This is a genomic window from Granulicella sp. L46 (genome assembly GCF_009765785.1).
In the GTDB taxonomy this organism is placed as follows: domain Bacteria; phylum Acidobacteriota; class Terriglobia; order Terriglobales; family Acidobacteriaceae; genus Granulicella.
This window is the reverse complement of record NZ_LMUT01000025.1, coordinates 331,159-351,043: the sequence shown is the minus strand read 5'-3', so window position 1 is coordinate 351,043 and position 19,885 is coordinate 331,159. Positions and strand designations below refer to the sequence as shown.

The window sequence follows — 19,885 nt, the reverse complement described above, 5'->3', positions numbered from 1 at the left end:
GTAAGCTGGGCTTAGAACCTCACCATGATGGCCGTAGTCCACGCCAACTGGTCCCTGCGAAGGTCGGGGAACCAGATGGACGAGGTAGAGCCAGCAGGTCCGCCGCAAGCTGCTTGCGCGGCAGCAAGTCCTCCGCTAAAACCTACCCCGGAAGACGCACCGGTACTGCAGGCGTAGTCCGCGGGAGACCCATTGTTTCCACCCGGAGGCGTAATTCCGCCACGCCCCGTCCAGTAAGGAACACTCGCGTGCCGATACCCTACCTCGGTGCGGAATGTGATGAATTGGTTCGGCATGTAGTCGATCGTTCCTGTGGTATCCCACGCCGTGTACTTATCGCCAGGGTTCTCCGTGAAGTAAGGCGTTCCGCTGGTCGCGGTCGCTCCGTTGATTGGCGGCAACAACGTCAAGTAGCGGCCGGGATTGCTCATTTGACCGCCGCCCAAGGTGAAGGCGTACTTGTCCTTGTCCCACCACACGCGGTTGTATTCCATATAGCCGATGAAGTATTGCTTATAGGCTGTCCCGCCGCCGGCCGATGCGGGTGCCGGCTTATCGCCATGGCATGCTACGTTTGTGCCGGCGTCCACAGGATTGGTTCCCACACCCACTTCGCAACCGGCGTCAGCTGTAAAGGTAAATGCCGCCTTATCGATGAAGTGGCTCTTGTTGTCGTAATACTTAACCTGGATACTGTCGTCCGTGTGATAACGATGGCGATATGGGACACCGAGAGCATCTTCCCCCAGACCGTAATTATTGAAGACCAGGTCAAGCCAGTCCCCGTGATGCCAGAGAATCTGTCCGCCCAATCCCGGCTTTCCGTTAGAGCGTGCATACGATTGCCAGCCATTGATAAACCACGGCTCTATCTTCAGATTTTTCGTCACAAAAACCTGTCCGCGCACACCCGTGAAGAACCACGGTGTATTGGAAGAAACAAACGAAGGCTGATAGGCCCAGTTATCGGCGTTGTAGTAGCTGAACAACCCGATATAAGAAACAAAGATTCCGGCATCAAGATTAATGCCATGCAACTTGTCCCAGTGATATCCGCCCCACGCTTCCGAAACATACCGATACGCATCGGCGAGATCCCATTGACCGCGGCTATAACTGGCGTCATTGCGCGGAGTCGTTGTGGCAAACTCGCCAAACATAGTAAGAAACCGACCGCGCACATTTTGAACGCGAATGTCGCCGCCAAAGCTCAACTGCTCTAACTGGAACTCATTCGAGCGAAATGATTCGGTCGACCCACCCATGGTGTCATCCTCAGGGTGGTTGAAGTCGAGAATGTAATTCACGTCCGACCGAAACTCAGGAGTGAAGTATTTTGTGGCCAGCGGAAAATCAACCACGCGGCCTTGGGCATTCAGCCACGACCAGTCGCCAGGAAACGGCGCTCCCTCGGTGGTCGTCTCCGCAGGAAAATCTGTAGCTGCTGGTGCAGCCGCTACGACCGCTACAGCGGGGGCTTCTTTCGTCGTGGCTGCTGGAACTACCGTGTTCTGCGCAGGGGCCACTGCATTTTGTGCAGGGGCCGCCGTCTTCTGCGGAGGTGCGGTCGCATTCTGCCCAGCTCCCGCCTTTATCTCCGCTTCGATTTGCGCAATCTTTGCCTTGAGCTCATCCAACTCCGCCTGCAACGACGTCATCTGCTGGCTCGATAAGCCGTTGGTTGTCGACTGAGGCGTGCCTTGCGTCGATCCCGCGGGTTGTTTTGCACCCGACGTCGTATCCTGCGCCCGGCATGTCATAGGTATCGTAATGGCTAAGCCGATCATCGCCATCTTTAGTGCGTTCTTCATTGAGGCCTCTCTTGTCCAGGCAATGCGCTGCAGACCTTTGATTTGTGTTGCATCGTCGCTCGCATGGCTCGGCATTTGAGCGCAGTTTTCAGGCAACAAGCCACCCTTCCGAATCAAATGCAATTCAGGTTCGTGGCGTCATCGTTCTTCCCTGCAATAACCGTTGACTTACGGCTCAAATCACAATCGCGGTCCCCCTCGCATCGCTTGGAGTACGTTCAATTTAGAGCAGGCTGTGTAAGGAATCTGTATGGAATGGGATAAAGAATTCATAAGGACGATCACAATTTCCCGACACGCAGACCATCTCGAAGCACGACATTCGCCCCGCAATGCTAAGCTGGGTCGTCACCTGTCCTGATGGCGAATGATCACGCTAGTTAGCTTGAGCCTCGTGCTCTTTGTTGCAACCCACGTGGATGACCTCTTTCTGCTGCTCAGCCTGTACGCTGAACGTAGGACAGCAAAGGTCGCAATCCTTCTTGGCCAGTACCTCGGCGTAATAGCGTTGCTTGCCGCAGGCCTGCTTTGCTCTCGAATTGCCGTGGCCATCCCCGCCTCGTATCTGCGATGGCTCGGACTCATACCTATAGTCCTTGGGCTGCAAAAGCTTGTCGCTCTGTTCCGGCATTCCGAGGATCGCGCCGGGATATCTCCCGCGCAACCTCTCCGGCATTCACAAACATTGAGCGTGGCTGCCTTGACCATTGCCAGCGGAGGAGACAACCTCGGCGTCTATCTCCCGCTCTTCGCCAACTGGCCGTGGCATAACTGCGCCATCCTCATCCTGGTCTTCCTGATCATGACGGCTGCCTGGTGCTTCTTCGCTCACTGGTTAGCCCACCATCGCTCTTTGCGCGCGCCGGTTGCCAAATGGGGCGCTTGGCTCTTCCCTGTGGTGCTCCTGATCCTGGGTCTTCGCATTCTATTTCCAGCGCGCTGATCCCCGTCGTACCGGCATCTTTACGAGGTCGCAAAGCAGCTTCTAGATGCTGTGAGGTGCGCTTCGCAGTACTGATAAAACACTTCTTGTTGTCTGTGTTCAAATGCGCGCGGCTTAGCGATCGTCTGCCGCACAAACGCCCCAACGTGTACGCTTATACCTTCAAGTCGCCGTCTCCCGAGTATGCCAGCTGCTTATCTATCTCATTCCTGAAGGGGTCCATTGCACGCGTAAGTGGATGTTTTTGTCGCTTTTTGCTTGCTAGCTTGGCCTGGTTCGGAGATAATTTTCGCGACTCATGGGTTCTGACATGTCTACTCAGGGAGACCCGGCTGAGGAAATCTTCGCTGCGGCCCTGCCCTTAACGCGCGAGGAGCGTATCTCGTTCCTTGATCGCACATGTGAGGGTGACCCCGAGCTGCGCCACGCCGTGGAGGCATTACTTGCGGCGAGGGACGAGAAGCCGCTTTTTACAGCTGCACAAATGGAAGTGCCGGAAGACGCGACAGCCTCTTTCGCTGCGGAACGTTCCGGTTTGGAAGCGGATGGCCCGTTCCAAATAGACAAGGTTATCTTCAACCGTTTCAAAATTCTTCGATTCATCGCCCGCGGCGGAATGGGAGAGGTTTGGGAGGCTTGGGACAGCCAGTTGCAGGAACGCGTAGCCCTCAAGACGATTCGTGCAGACATGGTGCAGAATCCTGAGGTGGTAGAGCGTTTCCGGCGCGAAGTACGACAGGCCCGAGCCATCTCTCATCCCAACATCTGTCGGATTCACGAGCTGTTTACCTACGAAACGGCTTCTCACGCCACGGGAATATTCCTTTGTATGGAGTTCCTTGACGGCCCTACGCTCAGTGAGTATCTGCGTCACCACGGTCCGTTTGAACCTGGTGCTGCACTCAACCTCGTGCAACAGTTAGTTCAGGGTTTGAACAGCGCACATTCTCTCGGCGTTGTTCACCGTGACCTCAAATCCAGAAACATCATGCTGGTGAGCGCGGGGCCCGGAAAACTGCGCGCGGTGATCACAGATTTTGGACTGGCGCTAAACGTCCTCACGCCAAACGGCGGTTTGCAGGAGGGCAGAGGGCAAGGTACGCCTGATTACATGGCGCCTGAACAAAGGCTCACGGGCAATGTTACCGCGCTGGCCGACCAATATGCCTTGGGTGTGGTCATGTGCGAAATGATCACCGGTTCCCTTCCCGTCCGCACGGAGAGCAATTCTTCGGGGCAGGCAGCGGGAATAAAGCTTCCCGCGAAATCGATCCCCGTTCGGTGGGCGGTCGTCATCCAACGCAGCTTGGCGACGCGCCCGGGAGATCGATTTCCGAGGCTTGACGATATCCTGTCGGATCTTAGGCCCCCCGCACGTAAATGGTTATTTTGGGCCGCGGGTATAACCATCGCCTGCTTGCTGCTGGGAACAATGGGTTGGAAGTGGCGCCATCGTCCAACCGACCCGACCAGTCTGGCGGTGTTACCGCTTCACAACGCCAGCGGAGACAGTGGGCTCGATTACGTAGGCTCTGGTTTCACCGAAGCGCTCACCAATGACCTGGCCGGGATGCCAGGCTTGCAGGTAAAAGCCGCTGGCATCGCCGAACGCTATCCTTCACAAAGTAGCGATCCCAGTGAATCCGGCAGACGTCTGAAGGTGAAATCCGTGGTGAGCGGGTCATTCTCCGAAGCCGGTGGCCATGTGCGCATTCCCATTGAAATCATCGACGTAAGCAGCGGTTCGCAAATATGGGGTCAGACCTACGAGGGCGAAATTTCCGATCTTGCCGGGCTGCAAAACGAGATATCCACGGACGTGGCCTACCATCTCAAGGTCCGCCTGAATCCCGACCAGAAGGCCCGGCTCAAACGTCAATACACCACCAACCCGGCAGCCTACACCGCGTATCTCAAGGGCCGCTATAGTCTCACACAGCGGACGGATGCAGCTCTGCTTGCTGCGGTCACGGAATTTCAAAGTGCACTCACTGCGGATCCACACTATGCTCCGGCCTATGCAGGTTTGGCCGACAGTTACATCCTGCTCGCTGCCTATCGTTCCGGGAACCAGATTCCATTGATGAAGAATGCCCTCAAAACGGCGGACCAGGCGCTTGCCTTGGATCCCACTTTGGGTGAAGCCTATGGCTCGCGCGCCTCGGCTCGCGCCATGTTGAATTATGACTGGAAAGGGGCAGAAAGTGACTATCAGCGCGCTCTGGAACTAAACCCCAACGATCTGAACGCTCATATTCAGTATGCCGTCTCCGTCTTGACCCCCCTGGGGAGAGATGCGGAAGCGCAGGCGCAGATTGCCTATGTACAGGTGGTGGATCCGAATTCGCTACTTACGACCATGTCCCGAGCCTGGGTGGCGCAATGCGGGGGGCGAATGGCCGAGTCGTCCCACTTGTTGGAAGAGCAACTCAAAACAACGCCGAACTTTGAGCAGGCGATCGAATTACTCGCCGTTGATTACGTTGAGCTCAAGCGGCCGACGGATGCCATCTATCTTCTACGGACAGCACCTGTTGATCCCGGAACAGAGGCTGATAGGGCCATCATGTTGGGCATCGTCTATGCCCTCGTCGGAGACCGTGCTAGTGCCGCGAAATGGCTCAAGCAAGCTTCAGAAAAGGGCGATGCGCAAGATTCTTTTCCGTATCAGGCTGCGGTCTACTATACTTCTCTCAGAAATTACCGCAAAGCACTGGATTTGCTGGACTTGGCCTACGCGCGGCGAGACAGCGACCTCCTTTCCGTGAATGTAGATCCCCTTTTAATGCCGCTGCATTCTGATCCTCGCTTTCATAAGCTGCTTGGTCAAATGAATATCGAATGAAGGAGGTGGCTACATGACAAAACAAGAGTTTCTGCATGAGCTGGGATTAAGTAGAGAGGAATTCCGCGACCTTATGGAAAGGTTCGTTTACTTCCTGGAACCCCTCAATGAAGCTCAGAGGGATGCCGTACGCCGCTCCATGCCGACGATTTCCGAAGCGTCCAGGTCTTTCGGGCCGCACGTAGATGAAGTGCAACTCGGCGAGATTTTGGTAGAAATTCTCGAGGGGATTAATTTCGTCGTGTTAGGTTGCCATTCCTTCAAAGTGATGAACCGCAATCCCGGGAGTTCCAGTGCCCCTCATCCACACGAGCCTGAGAAACCTAAATAGCCAAAAAGTTGATGGCCTGGATCGCGTGATCGCCGCCTCCGAAACCTTCGCGCGGCTAAGAGAGGTCGGGAACACACTAGGCGTTACACGCATAGCAGATATCACCGGCCTTGATCGAGTCGGCATCCCTGTCTACTCCGCGATCGTGCCATCTTCTGACGATGGCATCTCTGTTTATAACGGAAAAGGATTGCGCCCCATCGATGCGAAGGTGGGAGCGCTGATGGAGTCTATCGAGCGGCAAACAGCACTGAAGACCAGGTTGCCATACATCGAAGCTACCTACAGTCAGCTATCGCAACAGGCCCGGACCCTGGATCCCCGGAAGATTAACCAAGCCTTGTTTGAAGACTTCACAGCGGAAAGCCTCTGCAGTTGGGTGCGCGGAACGGAGCTGTTTTCAGGAGAAAAGGTTTGGGTCCCCGCACATTTGGCAGGATATCTTTGGAATGATGTGCCCCATGGTTCACCGTTCACGGTAAGCGACAGCAATGGGCTTGCGTCTGGCAATAACCGCCTGGAAGCCATCTACCATGCGCTCTGCGAACTCATCGAGCGCGACGCCTGGACTTTCGCTGAACTCGGCGCAAGCTTCCTGCCCGCGGCAAGACGTCGAGTCATCGGCGGCACCGCAGGTCAAAGCGATGATCTCGAACATTGTCCTTGCATTGAAATACCCGAACAGAATGAGTTGTTCCGCGCCTTTCAGGAGGCAGGCCTAAATTTGCAGGTTCGGGATATGACCTCCGCTCTTCAGGTACCGGCATTTCTTGCCTCCGTAGGAGATGAGAGCATCTTCGGTTTTCCTATGGCCCACGTCGGCTTCGGATGCAGCCCAAACGCCCATGTGGCATTGCGCCGGGCAATTAGTGAAGTCGCGCAGTCGCGTTGCGTCGACATTCAAGCCGTTCGCGAAGATATCGTAGACTCAAACGCACCCAAAGAAACGTTTGCGCCCCACACCAAGCGGATCGCGGTCGTAAATCGGAGAAGTTGGGTACTCGGAGAGTCGCGGAGTCGCCGCCCCTTTGAAGCGATCGAGTCTCACAGCTTCGATGACCTTAATCAAGATGTCCGGTGGCTGATGGACCGGCTAGAGACTGCCGGTTTGTCCGAAGCGATTGTCGTCGACTTCACACCTGACTGCACAACCCATTCCGTGGTGCGAGTCATTGTTCCCGGGATTGAGTTGTGGGCTAGCGACCACGGGCGTGTCGGCCCACGTGCTGTCGAGTTCTGGAACCAACATGCATGACACCGTTGTCTTTCTGGGCCCGAGCCTGCCTGTGGAGGAAGCCCGGCGCCTGCTGGATGCGGAGTTCCTTCCACCGATTTGCCGGGGCGACATAGCCCGTCTGCCTGCCAGCATTCGCTTCATAGGAATCATCGATGGGGAATTCTTCCAAAAACTAGCAGTCTCTCCAAAGGAAATCATCCAGGCGCTGGATCGCGGCATCAAAGTTTTCGGCTCTTCCAGCATGGGTGCACTTCGAGCCGCGGAGACGCACACCTTCGGCATGGTGGGGATTGGACGCATCTTTGAGCAGTTTCGCGATGGGATTCTCGATGCGGACGACGAGGTTGCCGTCGCTTATGAGCCGGGCACCTACCGAGCGCTCTCCGATCCAATGGTTAACCTTCGGGAAGCCCTAGCGCTCGCGCGCATTGCAGGAGTAATCACTGAAAGCCAACACCATGAGCTGATCTCTGTAATTAAGGCTCGCTACTTCCCGCATCGATCATGGCGCGCGCTCGAGGAGATCTGCCCTCCGCTGAGGAAGTTTGCCGAGACGCAACCTCTCCCGGATTTGAAGCGTGACGATGCATGTGCGCTGCTGACTGCCATGGCATGTGCGCGGAAGAGCGAAGCAGCGAAAGAACAGACACCTCCGCTGACTGCATGCGAAGTAATTACCCAATGACGACGGCTCAAAGACCCAGGGCCGTTGTCTGCCGCCGTCTTCTTCAAGGCGAAAGCTAACTGCTTTCGCGCCGCCCCAGTCGCAGACCCGCCGCACCGTCATGAATAGGTCCGCTATACGTCGCCTGAACGATCGTGCAGTCGTCGCTAGCGGGTTGCCCCGCACAGAATTCGGTCATGCTCTGCAGCATTTCCTCCAGGCCCCCGCAGAGTGCAGCCGAATCCAGCCGCCCCTCCCCAAAGAATTCTCCTTGCGGATCTTCCGCCTCCGTGAACCCATCGCTCACCAAAACCACGCGCTCGCCGATACCAAGCTTCGTGATTCCGGTCGAATATTCGGCGCCAACGATGAGGCCCACAGGAAGATTTGCGGTGTCCAGCCGCGAAATGATACCGCCTGAACACACCCGAGGTTGTATATGGCCACAGTTCATGTACTCCAGCTGGCCGTCCTCATGCAGCCGCAGCAACAGCATCGTCGCGTACTTTCCTATATCCTTCTGGCATAAATATCGATTGGTCGCGGACGCGATCGTCTCGAGCGGCTGCTGCGCCTGCAGTTGAACATACAGCATTCCCTGCAGTGTTGCGGCCAGGATAGCAGCAGAGATTCCCTTGCCCGAGACATCCACAAGCGCAACATTGAGGATGCCGTCGCCGGAAATAACATCGAAGAAATCGCCGCCTACATCCCTACATGGAACACTCTTCGCTTGCACGTTGGCGAATGGAAGGACGGGGATATGCATGGCCATTAAACCCTGTTGGATGGCCGCTGCAATCTGCAACTCCTCTTTATGCTGTCGGGCCTGATCTTCAATCGCGGCCAGCTGCGCGTTGTCCACGAGAGCCGCAGCCTCCCGTGCAATCGTTCTCATCAGCTCATGGTCTACATCGGAGTCTTGCTCTGGGGGGAGGTGGCTCTCGAGATACAGCACCCCGAATACACATCGGGCCTGATCCTCAGCGCGGGAGCCCCGTCCCGGTTCTCTCAACCGGCGAAGAGGAATGCAGATGATCTTGTGGATGTTTTGTGCGAGGATGCTCTCCGGAACAGCGCTTACCGCCGCCAAAGTATCCGTCACCAGGAACTGATCCGCGCCTTCGATCGCCTGGCGCATTACGGTCTGAGATACCGCAGGCGTCTCTGCCAGGACATGTCCTGCCGCGTCCCTGCCGAGCGCCAGCTCCAGAACGCCTTCGGTGTTCGCCAGAAAGACATAGCCACGCTCCACTTTGGCCAACGCCAAGGTCGACTCCAGTAACGATGCCAGAACGCGCTCCACCCCGCCCGCGCTGTTGAGGTCCCGGGCGGCCTGCAGAAACCAGCGCAGTTTTTCCAGGTCCGACGGCTGCGCATGAATCCCCTGCATCTGCTCCAGGATGGTCAGGTTCGTCGAACCTTTCCGGTCGTCAGCCTCAAACCGCAGTTCCGGCCCCTCGACAGATCCGAACCGGATGGAGTCTCGCGGTCGCAGGGTGCGCCTCCTGATCCGCTCCCCATTTACAAAAGTTCCGTGGCTGCTTTTGGTGTCTTCAAGAACAACCTCTTCGCCCTCAAGAGTAATCTTTGCGTGGCTGCGGGAGATATAGGACTGAGACAACATCAGGTCGGACTGCGCTGAACGCCCAACCAGGAACGGAAATCGTTCGATCGTTATGGTCCGGCGGCTGGCTCCGTCAAGAAGCTGCAGTGAGAACTTTCGAAGATTGGGAAACTCTGGGTTGTCCATCGCGGCCTGTACCTCAGCATCCGGTGTTCTCGGTATTTGTCCGGCTGCGTCTGGACCTGTCATGCGGACCAACACCATCGAAGTGCCGTTGTCTGGAATATTACATTTACGAAACGATACTGTCGGCCTAACGAACTCAACAATCTTGTGAAAATAAGCGACTTCGCGAGCGATGACGTCTAAATAGCGATGTTTGGGCTAGTCGAGCGTACAAACTTGTGGATTCTAATGATCCTCCCACGCCCTATTAGAGTCAAACAAGGTTAAAGCGCTGTTCCAACCAGCAAATCGACAGGAGAGCAAATGTTCATCACCGTCGTATACAAGACGCAAACCGGAGAAAGTTTCACTCTCGCTGAAGGCGACGGGTTTTTGCCCGTCCCCAATGTGGGAGACCAGTTCTCCTATAAGGACGGACCGTTTACGGTGAAGGCAAGGAGCTTCGAATATTACGATGACGACAATGGCGAGCTTTCAGTGACCGTAACGCTGTCCATTTAGAAATGTAGATTTTGCGCGCCGATTGATATTCGGCCGGCGATCAGAATCTCGCCTTTGAATGCCATCTACGGAACGATGCCATACTTCAGCGCAAGGAACTCCTGTAAATCGCGTGGGACAACCTCCGCTAGTTCTTGCCAGGTCAGCAGTTTGAGTCTGCAGCGCAGATCGTAGAGCCGCACCGCACGCATCACGCGATACCAGCATTCGGAGAGATCCGGGCGACGAGCATCGCAAAAGACGCAGAAGCTGCCCTCAGCAGCATAGGCCGCAAGAATGCCGCGGATTAACTGATACCCAACGTGCTTCCCATTCCGAAGCGGAAGTTCAGACGTATCAAAGACAGTCTCAAGATCACGATATCGCCGCACCAACCGAGGGTCAGCGACTTGAAAGTCGGACTCTGTGAGCTTGGCTTCGACCAACAGATCTCCAAGCCTCATATCGATTTCCGTGTTGTCCTTCCCGCCATTAGAGAACGGCGTACGCGGCTTAATCCCAAACTCCGGAAGTTCTGTACGATCACTGCCCAACAAAGCCCGAACGGCAGGCACAACTGTAAGGGCCGGATAGCAAAAAACATTCATCAACAGCGCGTCCGAGCTGTTCGAACAATCCAACTCCTTCCACGCCCAGTTAGCCCGGACGCGAACCCGCCGATGCGCGGTATGAACCTTCTCCAGGCGCTTCGACCAGGCCGGCGTCGCGCAGATGCTTCGGTACGATGCGGGATGAAAGTTGCCATGTCGTCCATGTTCATCGCAGGCGAATAAAATACTCGGGATCGTTCCGTCGGTGCGCTCGTGCAGGTAGCCATGTATCAATGCATGCTTCAGGCTCCGCGCACTGAGTTCAGTGCGCAAACGTAGACCCGTAGGCAGATCTCCCTTACATGGGCTATCCGCGAAAATCGGTTCGAAGCTCCTATCGGTCATAGACGCTGGGTCCCATTTCCCGCTTCGCTATCTTTCTCCGCGGCGAAGTATGTCGGTCGAATTTCTTCTCCGCAGTATAGGCGAACAATTAGCGAATATGCCAGAATGAATGAACACGTTTTGCGCGAGTCGTCCGAAGCATCCATTCCGTCCATGGACACCCTCATCTCAACCTCGGCAGACCCCCTCGCCAGTTCCATCCAACTGCGCAAGATCGTTCACATCGATATGGACGCGTTTTATGCATCGGTTGAACAGAGAGACGACCCTGCCCTACGCGGCAAACCTGTTGTCGTCGCATGGCAGGGCAAGCGGTCAGTCGTCTGCGCCGCATCCTACGAAGCGCGTCGTTATGGAGTGCGCTCGGCCCTGCCCGCATTGACCGCAGAGCGCCTCTGCCCCGATGCCATCTTCATCAAGCCGGACTTCGTTCGCTATAAGGCGGCCTCGCTGGCCGCGCGCGCCATCTTCGAACGTCATACCGCGATGATCGAGCCGCTCTCTCTCGATGAAGCCTATCTAGACGTGACTGAAAATCTGACAGGCCTCCCCACCGCAACCCGCGTAGCCAAAGCCATTCGAGAACAGATTCAGGATGAGCTGAAACTCACCGCCTCAGCCGGAGTCGCTCCCAATAAATTCCTCGCCAAGATCGCTTCCGACTGGAAGAAGCCCAACGGCCTCTTCGTCATTCAGCCGCACGAAATCCAGGCCTTCCTTCTTCCCCTGCCAGTCGGTCGTATTCCTGGCGTTGGCAAAGTCACCGAAGAACGAATGAAGCAGGCCGGTATCAAGACCGTCGGCGACATCCACGCGATGGACCTAACCACGCTCGAAAACTACTTTGGTCGTTATGGCGTGCGTCTCTACGAACTCGCACGAGGCATCGATCACAACCCAGTAGTAGCCAATCGCTTGAGCAAGCAAATCTCCGCCGAAGATACCTTCCCCGAAGACATTCCCCTTGCAGAAACCGGACCGGCCATTCGACAACTCGCCGAAAAAGTTTGGAACGCCTCCCGCAACAATCAGCGCGGTGCAAGAACCGTCGTCCTCAAGTTGAAAACCAAAGAATTCCGTTCCCTCACCCGCAGCCTAACGTCTCCTGTGCTTCCTTCATCCTCCGAAGAGCTGGCCACCATTGCTCTCTCCCTCCGTGACCGCGTCGAACTCGATCCGTCCCAACTCTTTCGCCTCGTAGGAGTCGGCCTCAGCAACTTCCAAAGCGACGAGGAAGACCACTCAGCGCCGTCGGAGCCTGTGCTGAACTTGGAGTAAGACAAGCCAACCGTAACTGGACAGACCTTGCTGTCGCCACCTACACTGCCCCCATCTTGTGCCCTCTCTCGCCCAACCACCTGAAAGAGCAGCTGGCCAACAACTAATCCCGAGGCTCCCACCCGATGCATGTTCCTCTCACTCCCCTGCGTTGTCTCCTTCGCGCCCTGGATCTCTACCCTGGGAAGATCGGCGTGGTCGAAGGAGAAACCCGTACCACCTACGCCCAGTTCGCTGACCGCTGCCGCCGCATAGCCGCAGGCCTGGTCGCCAACGGCGTTGCCCCCGACGACCGTATCGGCGTCCTCAGCTTCAACAGCAGCGCGCTGCTCGAAAGCTACTATGCGATACCGCTCGCCGACGCCATTGTCATGCCGCTCAACGTACGTCTCCACCCCACCGAGCTCGAAGTCATCCTCCGCCACGCGCAGCCCACCGTCCTCCTCTACGAGAACGACTTCTCCGCCATCGTCGAACAGCTTCGCCACGCCGTCCCCGACTGCCTCTTCATCGCCATCAACGACTCCACCACGGACCTCACGCTTGCCTCGCTCCTCCAGCACGCCCCCATCCCCATGCCCGACCTCATGGCCATCGACGAAACCGCCATCACCGAACTCTTCTATACCAGCGGCAGCACTGGCGCACCCAAAGGCGTCATGCTCTCGCACCGCACCCTTTACCTGCACGCCCTGTCGCTCGCCGCCTCGCTCGATCACGACGACGGCCACGTCCTCCTCCACACCATCCCGCTCTTCCACGCCAATGGATGGGGCTTCCCGCAATTCGGCACCATGTGCGGCTTCAAACATGTCATGCTGCGCCGCTTCGACCCTCCCACCATCTTCCGCCTCATCGAAGAGGAGCGCGTCTCTTACGTGATCCTGGTGCCCACGATGGCAGCAGCCCTGCTCTCCTGCCCCACACGTACGCAACACGATCTCTCCAGCCTCAAATACGTCATCCTCGGCGGCGCAGCCTCTTCACCCGAGCTCATCGCGCAACTCGAAGCTTTCCTTCCGCACACCAGCATCACCGTCGGCTACGGTCTTACCGAGACCTCGCCCGTCGTCAGTACAGCTCGTCCGAAAGGCACCAACCACTTCGCCGACGACAACCAGCGCCTCCGCTTCTCCGCCTCCGCCGGTTGGCCCGTCATCGGCACCGACGTTCGCGTCGTCGACAGCCAGGGTTGCGACGTCCCCCAGGACAACACCACCGTCGGCGAACTAGTCGTCCGCGGCGACCAGGTCATGGACGGCTACTATCGTTCCCCCAAGCTCACCCGCGAAGCCCTCATCGAGGGCTGGCTGCACACCGGCGACATGGCCGTCTGGAGTCCCGAAAAGTTCTTCCGCATCGTCGACCGCAAGAAGGACATCATCATCAGCGGCGGCGAAAACATCGCCTCCATCGAAGTCGAACATGCTCTCCTCACCCACCACGGCGTCCTCGAGTGCGTAGTGGTCGCCGCCCCCGACCCTCGCTGGGGAGAAATTCCCGTCGCCATCGTCGTCGTCGCCGCGAATTCCGCCATCACCGAAGAGCAACTCCTCGAAACCGCCCGCAAGCACTTAGGCAAATTCAAACTCCCCCGCCGCTTCGTCATCCAGACCGAGCCTCTCCCCAAAGGAGGCACGGGCAAGATCCTAAAAGGCCAACTCCGTGCGCAGTTCTGGACCACCAACCATTCGCACGAAAAAGTCCTAACCAAGTGACCCAACCTCGCATCGGCCAAGGGTGCGGAGCAGCAACCAGCCTTCCCGCAACGCCCTGGCACCCCCAATCGGCATCCAACCTCTCATGCTGGTGCCTGAGTCGCTACGCGAGACGTTTCGCTGTAAAGTTCTGCGGCCGCTCCTCCGTCTTCTGCGCGGCGGCGTCACACCGCGACGTCTAGCCTGGAGTCTCGCCCTGGGCATCGTCATTGGCATCAATCCTTCCGTAGGACTCACCACCTTCATCGTCATCTTGCTCGCCTGGGCCTTCGGTCTCAGCCAGGTCGCATCACAAATTGGCGCACACTCAATGACTCCCATTCACCTGGTGCTATTCCTTCCGTTCATTGAACTCGGCGTGCATCTATTCCACACGCGAAGCCTTCCGCTTAATCGCCGCCAAATCGAGCACCTGAGCCGGCATCCCCTGCGACTGCTTCACAACATCTGGCAATGGGAGTGGCATGCGCTGATCGTATGGGGCGTTGTGGCCGCAATTGCGATGCCGCTACTCGCCCTCTATCTGCGACGTGCGCTGGTCTTGCTAATGCGCCACAACAAGGCGCTCATCTCCTCACGCCCCGCGCTACACGAGTAGGCTCCGTCCCAGACTTTTCGAGAACCGCTCCAATCCGGTGACCTCGCATAGCCTATGGACCGCAAGGCTCGAATGTTGAGTTTGAAATATCTAAGGCCGCGCATACCTCGGAGCCAGTGTTCCTAGAAATCTGTTTGAGCATTGATCCCCAAAGGCGGCGTTATAGACAACTCCACTCCACGGAAAGACAACGGCCGGGTGCCCCATCCGTACGCGCTTTTTGCGGACGGGTGGGCGGCCGACAACGCCCATCGGAGCCAGTGAAAACAATCTCACCGCGCTACCGGCCCCAACCGCCACCACCCGGAGTCTCCAGCCGCAACACCGCACCACGCTTCACCCGTGCGCTACACTTCCCGCGCAACTCCCGCTCTTCATCTCCCTCGCGCAACACAGCGCGTCCCGCCGCGCCTTCCGCACCACCCTCCAACCCATAAGGCCTCACCATCCGACGATCCGCCAGCAACGTCACCTCCGCATCGCACAACATCTCCACCTCCTTCACCAACCCGTCGCCACCGCGATGCATCCCCTCGCCACCCGACCCGCGCCGATACCCATACCGCCTCATCCGCAGCGGATACGCAAACTCCAGCGCCTCCACCGGAGTATTCAGCGAGTTTGTCATGTGCGTCTGCACCCCTGACAGCCCGTCCCCCGCAGCACTTGCACCCATCCCTCCCGCAGTCGTCTCGTAGTATGTAAATACCGAACCCGTCTGAGCATCCACCCCTCCAATCGTAAGATTGCTCATAGTCCCCGCACTCGCCGCCGGAACTCTCTCCGGCGCAGCCTTCGCCAACGCCCGCAGCAGCGTATCCACCATGCGCTGCGACGTCTCGACATTCCCTCCTGCCACCGCAGCCGGCGGCCAGGCGTCCACCACACTCCCTGCTTCTGTTACCAACGTCAACGGCCGTAGAATCCCCGCAGTAGCCGGAGCATCCTCCCCCAGCAAACACCGCAGCACATAAAAGCAAGCCGACAGCGTAATAGCCCGCACCGCATTCACGCTCCCCGCCACCTGCCGCGAAGTCCCCGCAAAATCAACCGTCATCGCCCCCGCATCAACCGAAATCTTCACCGCAATCCTTATCCGCTCATCCGTCACGCCATCATCATCCAGAAAATCCTCCGCCTCATACGTCCCCGAAGGCAGCATCCGCAACTCCGCCTTTACCAGCCGTTCCGAATAATCCAGCAACTCCTCTCCCAATACACCAAGCCGCTCCACGCCATACCGCTCAACCAATCCCAACAATCTCTGCTCCCCCACGCGGCAAGCGCCAATCTGCGCCGCCAAATCCCCTTCCCGCTCCTGTGGCGTCCGCACATTCAGCAACACCATCGCCATCAACCCCTCATCCACCACCCCACCCCGCACCAGCTTCACCGGAGGAATCCTCAGCCCCTCCTGAAAGATTTCCCGCGCCGGTCCCATCGACCCCGCAAACATCCCACCCACATCCGCATGATGCGCCCGCGCCGCCACAAAAAAACTAGCCTCATCTTTGCCTTCACAAAACACTGGCATCACCATCGTGATATCCGGCAGATGCGTCCCCCCCGCATAGGGATCATTCAATATCGCCACATCCCCGCGCTCCAACCGCAGTGCGCTCACCGCAGCCTCCACACTCATCGGCATCGACCCCAAATGCACCGGCATATGATCGCCCATCGCAATCACCCGATGCGCCGCATCAAACACAGCGCAAGAATAATCCTGCCGCTCCTTGATATTCGGAGAGATCGCCGTCCGCCTTAGCGCCGCCCCCATCTCCTCCGCAATCGAGTGCATCGCACTCTGAAACACCGCCAGCTCCACCGCATCCACACCGCTCATGCGCCCACCCCAATCACCAAATTCCGAAATTCATCCACCACCAACCGCGCCCCCGGCGGCACCACCGTAGCCGACGTATACTCCGCCACCAGCGCCGGCCCCTCGAACTCATCCCCCGCCCGCAACTTCTCCCGATCAAACACCCGAGCCCTTACCCACGCCCCATCAAAATAAACTTGCTTCTCCCTCCGCAGCGCCTCCGCTCCATCCCCGGCGCGCATTTTCTCCCGCACCGGCTCATACTTCTCACTCCGAACCCTCAACCGCACGCGCACATTCACAATCTCCAACCCGCGCTCGCGATTCGCAAACCCATACCGCTGCTCATGCATCAGGTGAAACCTCTCCGCCGCATCCACCCCATGCACCACGTTCAACTCATACCCCTGTCCGACGTACCGAACATCCACCGTCCTCTCCACCTCAAACTTCTTCCCCGCAAACTCCCGCACCCCCACCTCCTCCATCGCTGCAAACTCCGCCTCCAACTCGCCCATCCGTGCGCCCGGAAGCATCACCGTCCGCGAGTAATCCCGCACCGCATCCGCTAGCAAAATCCCCACCGCGCTCAGCGCACCCGGCATCGCCGGAATCATCACCGTCGGCACACGGAGAGCTCGCGCCACGGCACAAGCATGCAGCGGCCCGCCGCCACCGAACGCCACCAGCGCAAACCTCCGCGGGTCATGCCCCCTCTCCACCGAAATCACGCGAATCGCTCGGTCCATCTGCGTCTCCACCACCCGCAGAATCCCCGCCGCAAACGCCTCCACGCTCTTCAGCCCGCCGCGCCGAGCCGCAAAGCACTCCCGCGCCCGCTCCGCATCCAACTTCACCCCTCCACCCATAAACTGCTCTTCATCCAAACGCCCCAGCAGCAAATTCGCATCTGTCACCGTCGGCAAATCACCGCGCCCAAAGCAAATCGGCCCCGGCTCCGCGCCAGCAGACTCTGGCCCCACCCACAATAGTCCGCCCGCATCAAACCTCGCCAGCGACCCACCCCCCGCGCCCGCGGTATGAATATCCAGCATCGGCACGCTCACCGGCACACCCGCCACAACGCTTTCATTCGTTCGCCGCACGCCGCCAGTCTCCGCATCCGCCAGAAAAACATCGGTAGACGTCCCACCCATATCGAACCCAATCACCCGCTCAAACCCCGCGGCCTTCGCCATCTCCCACGCGCCAATCACCCCGCCCGCCGGCCCACTCAGCACTGTCCGCACCGGCTCCCGCGCCGCCAGCCCCGCCCCCACAATTCCGCCCGACGACTGCATCACCTCCACCGTCCCCCCCGCGTACTTCTTCGCCACCTCACTCTCCAGCCCCAGCAAATACCCCTGCATCAACGGTGCCAGATAAGCATTCACCACCAACGTCGATCCTCGCTCGTACTCCCGAAACTCCGGCAGCATCCGATGCCCCACCGACAGCGGCAGCCCCAACGCCTCCAGAGCCCCCACCACCCGCGCCTCATTCTCCGCATTCAAAAACGCAAACAGCAGCGACACCGCCACCGTCTCCGCCCCACTAGCCCGCACCCTCTCCACCAACTCTTCCAACTCCGCATCGGAAGGCCGCTGCAACACCTCTCCCTCAGCGCTAACCCTCTCCGGCACTCCAAATCTCAACTCCTCCGGCACCAGGCAAACCGCCGCGGGCTGTGTCCACGCATAAAGCTTCGGCCGCGTCTGCCGCCCAATCGCAATCGTGTCCTCAAACCCCGCCGTAGTAACAAACGCCACCCGAGCCCCCGTCCGCTCCAACATTGCATTCGTCCCAACAGTAGTCCCATGCCTCAACTCAACGCCCGCACCCGCCCCCAGCAACCCCACCCCCTCCATCACCGCCCGTCCCGGATCACCCGGCGTAGACCGCACCTTCACCACGCGCATCTCCCCATCCACCATCGCAACGCAATCCGTGAACGTCCCCCCCGTGTCGACCGCAATCCGCAAAGCTTCCCCCACAATCCGCCCTCCGCAAACCAATCCCCACCAGTATGCTTGAACCAACCGCACCGAGCGTCTCCCTATCCCTGCCCTTATGTCCTGGCTAACCAACGCATCCCCCGCCCAGCGCCGAGCCCTAGCCGCCGCCGCTCTCGGCTGGATGCTCGACAGCATGGACGTCATGCTCTACGCCATGATCCTCCCCGCCGTACAGCGCGACCTTCACCTATCCTCCGCGCTCTCCGGCGCAATGATGTCCGCCACACTTATTTCCGCGGCCGTCGGCGGCCTCTTCTTTGGCTGGTTCGCCGACCGCCTCGGCCGCACCCGAGCCCTCAACGCCAGCCTCCTCATCTACTCCATCGCCACCGCCGCCTGCGGACTCACGCACACCGCTCTCGCCCTAGCCGCCTGCCGCATCGTTCTCGGCCTAGGCATGGGTGGCGAGTGGGCCTCCGGAGCCGCTCTCGTAGCCGAAACCTTCCCCGCCGCCGCGCGAGGCAAGGCCCTCGCCTTCGTACAAAGTTTCTGGGCCATAGGCTACGCGCTAGGAGCCGCCATCACCGCCCTCATCCTCCCGCGTTTCGGCTGGCGCGCCGTCTTCTTCGCCGGAATCCTCCCCGCGCTCCTAACTCTCTGGATCCGCCGCAGCGTTCCCGAACCAGCCCTCTTCCAGCGCGACCGCCTTTCCAACCCGTCGCCCCTGCAACTCTTCCTCGGCCCACTAGCCCGCCCCACCCTCATCTGCTCCACCATGAACGCCGCCACCCTCTTCGCCTGGTGGGGCCTATTCACCTGGACCCCCCGCTTCCTCTCTCTCCCTATCGCACAAGGCGGCCACGGCCTCTCCATCGTCAACACCTCCACCTGGACCATAGTCATGCAGCTCGGAACCTTCGCCGGCTACATCAGCTTCGGCAGCATCGCCGAGCGTTTCGGAGCCAAGCGCACCTACATCAGCTATCTCCTTATCGCGGCCGCAGTAGTCCCCCTCTTCGCCGCGGTCGCCAACCCCTGGCTGCTGCTGGTCATCGGTCCCATCGTAGGCTTCTTCGGCACCGGTTACTTCAGCGGCTTCGCAGTAATCGCCGCCGACCTATTCCCCACCCCCATCCGAGCCACGGCCATGGGCTTCGTCTACAACATAGGCCGCATAGCCAGCGCCGCCGCCCCCTACCTCATCGGCCTAATCTCCGAACATCACGGCCTAGCCTCGGCCCTCCTCATTACCAGCGCAGCTTTCCTATTAGCGGCCCTAATCGCCACCGCCTTAAGACCCACCTCCCAACCAGCAACCTAACCGACGGCATTGCCGTTGCTGTTGCTTGTTTCTGCCATTGCCGTTGCTTGTTTTTCGCCGTCATCCTCGAGCAAAGCGAAGGATCCCTGTATTGGTTCTTGCCTTGCCTTTGCAGTTGCCCTTGCCTCTGCTGTTGCCTTTCTTCTGTCATTCCCTCTGGGAATCTGCTT

At 58.6% G+C, this 19,885-nt stretch carries 15 protein-coding genes; 10 read left to right on the top strand and 5 right to left on the bottom strand.

Translation table 11 applies throughout. The features are described from left to right. Positions 1 to 11: 11 nt before the first annotated feature. A complete protein-coding gene (locus tag GSQ80_RS21465) occupies positions 12 to 1,811 on the bottom strand; it encodes an outer membrane beta-barrel protein (RefSeq protein ID WP_254059839.1) in 1,800 nt (599 codons plus the stop codon). 367 nt (positions 1,812 to 2,178) lie between these two features. Here GSQ80_RS21465 and GSQ80_RS21460 point away from each other — a divergent pair, with 367 nt between their 5' ends. The 5 genes from GSQ80_RS21460 (at position 2,179) to GSQ80_RS21440 (ending at position 7,852) form a co-directional block, all read left to right on the top strand. Further along, the gene (locus tag GSQ80_RS21460; protein ID WP_158789687.1) at positions 2,179 to 2,754 is read left to right on the top strand and encodes a cadmium resistance transporter; all 576 of its coding nucleotides are present in this window, start codon (positions 2,179 to 2,181) and stop codon (positions 2,752 to 2,754) included. A gap of 298 nt (positions 2,755 to 3,052) precedes the next feature. After that, the gene (locus tag GSQ80_RS21455; protein ID WP_158789686.1) at positions 3,053 to 5,599 is read left to right on the top strand and encodes a protein kinase; all 2,547 of its coding nucleotides are present in this window, start codon (positions 3,053 to 3,055) and stop codon (positions 5,597 to 5,599) included. Positions 5,600 to 5,612: 13 nt separating this feature from the next. Continuing rightward, positions 5,613 to 5,930, top strand: a complete 318-nt coding sequence (locus tag GSQ80_RS21450) for a hypothetical protein (protein WP_158789685.1) — start codon at positions 5,613 to 5,615, stop codon at positions 5,928 to 5,930. Between the two features lie 25 nt (positions 5,931 to 5,955). Continuing rightward, on the top strand, positions 5,956 to 7,185 hold the full coding sequence (locus GSQ80_RS21445) for a YcaO-like family protein (RefSeq protein WP_158789684.1): 1,230 nt from the start codon (positions 5,956 to 5,958) through the stop codon (positions 7,183 to 7,185). After that, entirely contained in the window at positions 7,178 to 7,852 is a 675-nt protein-coding gene (locus GSQ80_RS21440; protein ID WP_158789683.1) for a TfuA-like protein, read from the top strand. Before GSQ80_RS21445 ends, GSQ80_RS21440 begins: the two co-directional genes overlap by 8 nt. A gap of 55 nt (positions 7,853 to 7,907) precedes the next feature. Here the strand turns inward: GSQ80_RS21440 and GSQ80_RS21435 are convergent, their stop codons facing one another. Beyond that, positions 7,908 to 9,647 carry a SpoIIE family protein phosphatase gene (locus tag GSQ80_RS21435; protein ID WP_158789682.1) on the bottom strand — a complete coding sequence of 580 codons (1,740 nt, stop codon included), beginning with the start codon at positions 9,645 to 9,647 and terminating at the stop codon, positions 7,908 to 7,910. Positions 9,648 to 9,887: 240 nt separating this feature from the next. Here GSQ80_RS21435 and GSQ80_RS21430 point away from each other — a divergent pair, with 240 nt between their 5' ends. Continuing rightward, complete coding sequence (locus GSQ80_RS21430) at positions 9,888 to 10,085, top strand: hypothetical protein (protein ID WP_158789681.1); 198 nt, start codon at positions 9,888 to 9,890, stop codon at positions 10,083 to 10,085. A gap of 65 nt (positions 10,086 to 10,150) precedes the next feature. On the opposite strand, the gene GSQ80_RS21425 is transcribed toward GSQ80_RS21430, so the two are convergent. Continuing rightward, positions 10,151 to 10,948: a hypothetical protein gene (locus tag GSQ80_RS21425; protein ID WP_254059838.1), complete on the bottom strand. Its 798-nt coding sequence runs from the start codon at positions 10,946 to 10,948 to the stop codon at positions 10,151 to 10,153. A 177-nt stretch (positions 10,949 to 11,125) separates the two neighbouring features. On the opposite strand from GSQ80_RS21425, the gene dinB reads away from it, so the two are divergent. From dinB to GSQ80_RS21410, 3 genes are all read left to right on the top strand, one after another. Then, on the top strand, positions 11,126 to 12,298 hold the full coding sequence (gene dinB, locus GSQ80_RS21420; RefSeq protein WP_254059837.1) for a DNA polymerase IV: 1,173 nt from the start codon (positions 11,126 to 11,128) through the stop codon (positions 12,296 to 12,298). 125 nt (positions 12,299 to 12,423) lie between these two features. Then, positions 12,424 to 14,016 carry a long-chain-fatty-acid--CoA ligase gene (locus GSQ80_RS21415; RefSeq protein ID WP_158789680.1) on the top strand — a complete coding sequence of 531 codons (1,593 nt, stop codon included), beginning with the start codon at positions 12,424 to 12,426 and terminating at the stop codon, positions 14,014 to 14,016. Between the two features lie 22 nt (positions 14,017 to 14,038). Beyond that, positions 14,039 to 14,614 carry a DUF2062 domain-containing protein gene (locus tag GSQ80_RS21410; protein ID WP_254059836.1) on the top strand — a complete coding sequence of 192 codons (576 nt, stop codon included), beginning with the start codon at positions 14,039 to 14,041 and terminating at the stop codon, positions 14,612 to 14,614. 280 nt (positions 14,615 to 14,894) lie between these two features. Here GSQ80_RS21410 and GSQ80_RS21405 read toward each other — a convergent pair whose 3' ends face one another. Both GSQ80_RS21405 and GSQ80_RS21400 read right to left on the bottom strand, forming a co-directional pair. Continuing rightward, on the bottom strand, positions 14,895 to 16,460 hold the full coding sequence (locus GSQ80_RS21405) for a hydantoinase B/oxoprolinase family protein (RefSeq protein WP_158789679.1): 1,566 nt from the start codon (positions 16,458 to 16,460) through the stop codon (positions 14,895 to 14,897). Then, a complete protein-coding gene (locus tag GSQ80_RS21400) occupies positions 16,457 to 18,484 on the bottom strand; it encodes a hydantoinase/oxoprolinase family protein (protein WP_254059835.1) in 2,028 nt (675 codons plus the stop codon). Before GSQ80_RS21400 ends, GSQ80_RS21405 begins: the two co-directional genes overlap by 4 nt. A gap of 25 nt (positions 18,485 to 18,509) precedes the next feature. On the opposite strand from GSQ80_RS21400, the gene GSQ80_RS21395 reads away from it, so the two are divergent. Continuing rightward, positions 18,510 to 19,715, top strand: coding sequence for an MFS transporter (locus GSQ80_RS21395; protein WP_174241374.1), 1,206 nt, complete (start codon positions 18,510 to 18,512; stop codon positions 19,713 to 19,715). Positions 19,716 to 19,885 lie beyond the last annotated feature (170 nt).

Coding starts and splice junctions, on each gene's coding strand:
- GSQ80_RS21465 (WP_254059839.1), bottom strand. CDS start 1,811: ATGAAGAACGCACTAAAGATGGCGATGATCGGCTTAGCCATTACGATA.
- GSQ80_RS21460 (WP_158789687.1), top strand. CDS start 2,179: ATGATCACGCTAGTTAGCTTGAGCCTCGTGCTCTTTGTTGCAACCCAC.
- GSQ80_RS21455 (WP_158789686.1), top strand. CDS start 3,053: ATGGGTTCTGACATGTCTACTCAGGGAGACCCGGCTGAGGAAATCTTC.
- GSQ80_RS21450 (WP_158789685.1), top strand. CDS start 5,613: ATGACAAAACAAGAGTTTCTGCATGAGCTGGGATTAAGTAGAGAGGAA.
- GSQ80_RS21440 (WP_158789683.1), top strand. CDS start 7,178: ATGCATGACACCGTTGTCTTTCTGGGCCCGAGCCTGCCTGTGGAGGAA.
- GSQ80_RS21435 (WP_158789682.1), bottom strand. CDS start 9,647: ATGACAGGTCCAGACGCAGCCGGACAAATACCGAGAACACCGGATGCT.
- GSQ80_RS21430 (WP_158789681.1), top strand. CDS start 9,888: ATGTTCATCACCGTCGTATACAAGACGCAAACCGGAGAAAGTTTCACT.
- dinB (WP_254059837.1), top strand. CDS start 11,126: ATGAATGAACACGTTTTGCGCGAGTCGTCCGAAGCATCCATTCCGTCC.
- GSQ80_RS21415 (WP_158789680.1), top strand. CDS start 12,424: ATGCATGTTCCTCTCACTCCCCTGCGTTGTCTCCTTCGCGCCCTGGAT.
- GSQ80_RS21405 (WP_158789679.1), bottom strand. CDS start 16,460: ATGAGCGGTGTGGATGCGGTGGAGCTGGCGGTGTTTCAGAGTGCGATG.
- GSQ80_RS21395 (WP_174241374.1), top strand. CDS start 18,510: ATGTCCTGGCTAACCAACGCATCCCCCGCCCAGCGCCGAGCCCTAGCC.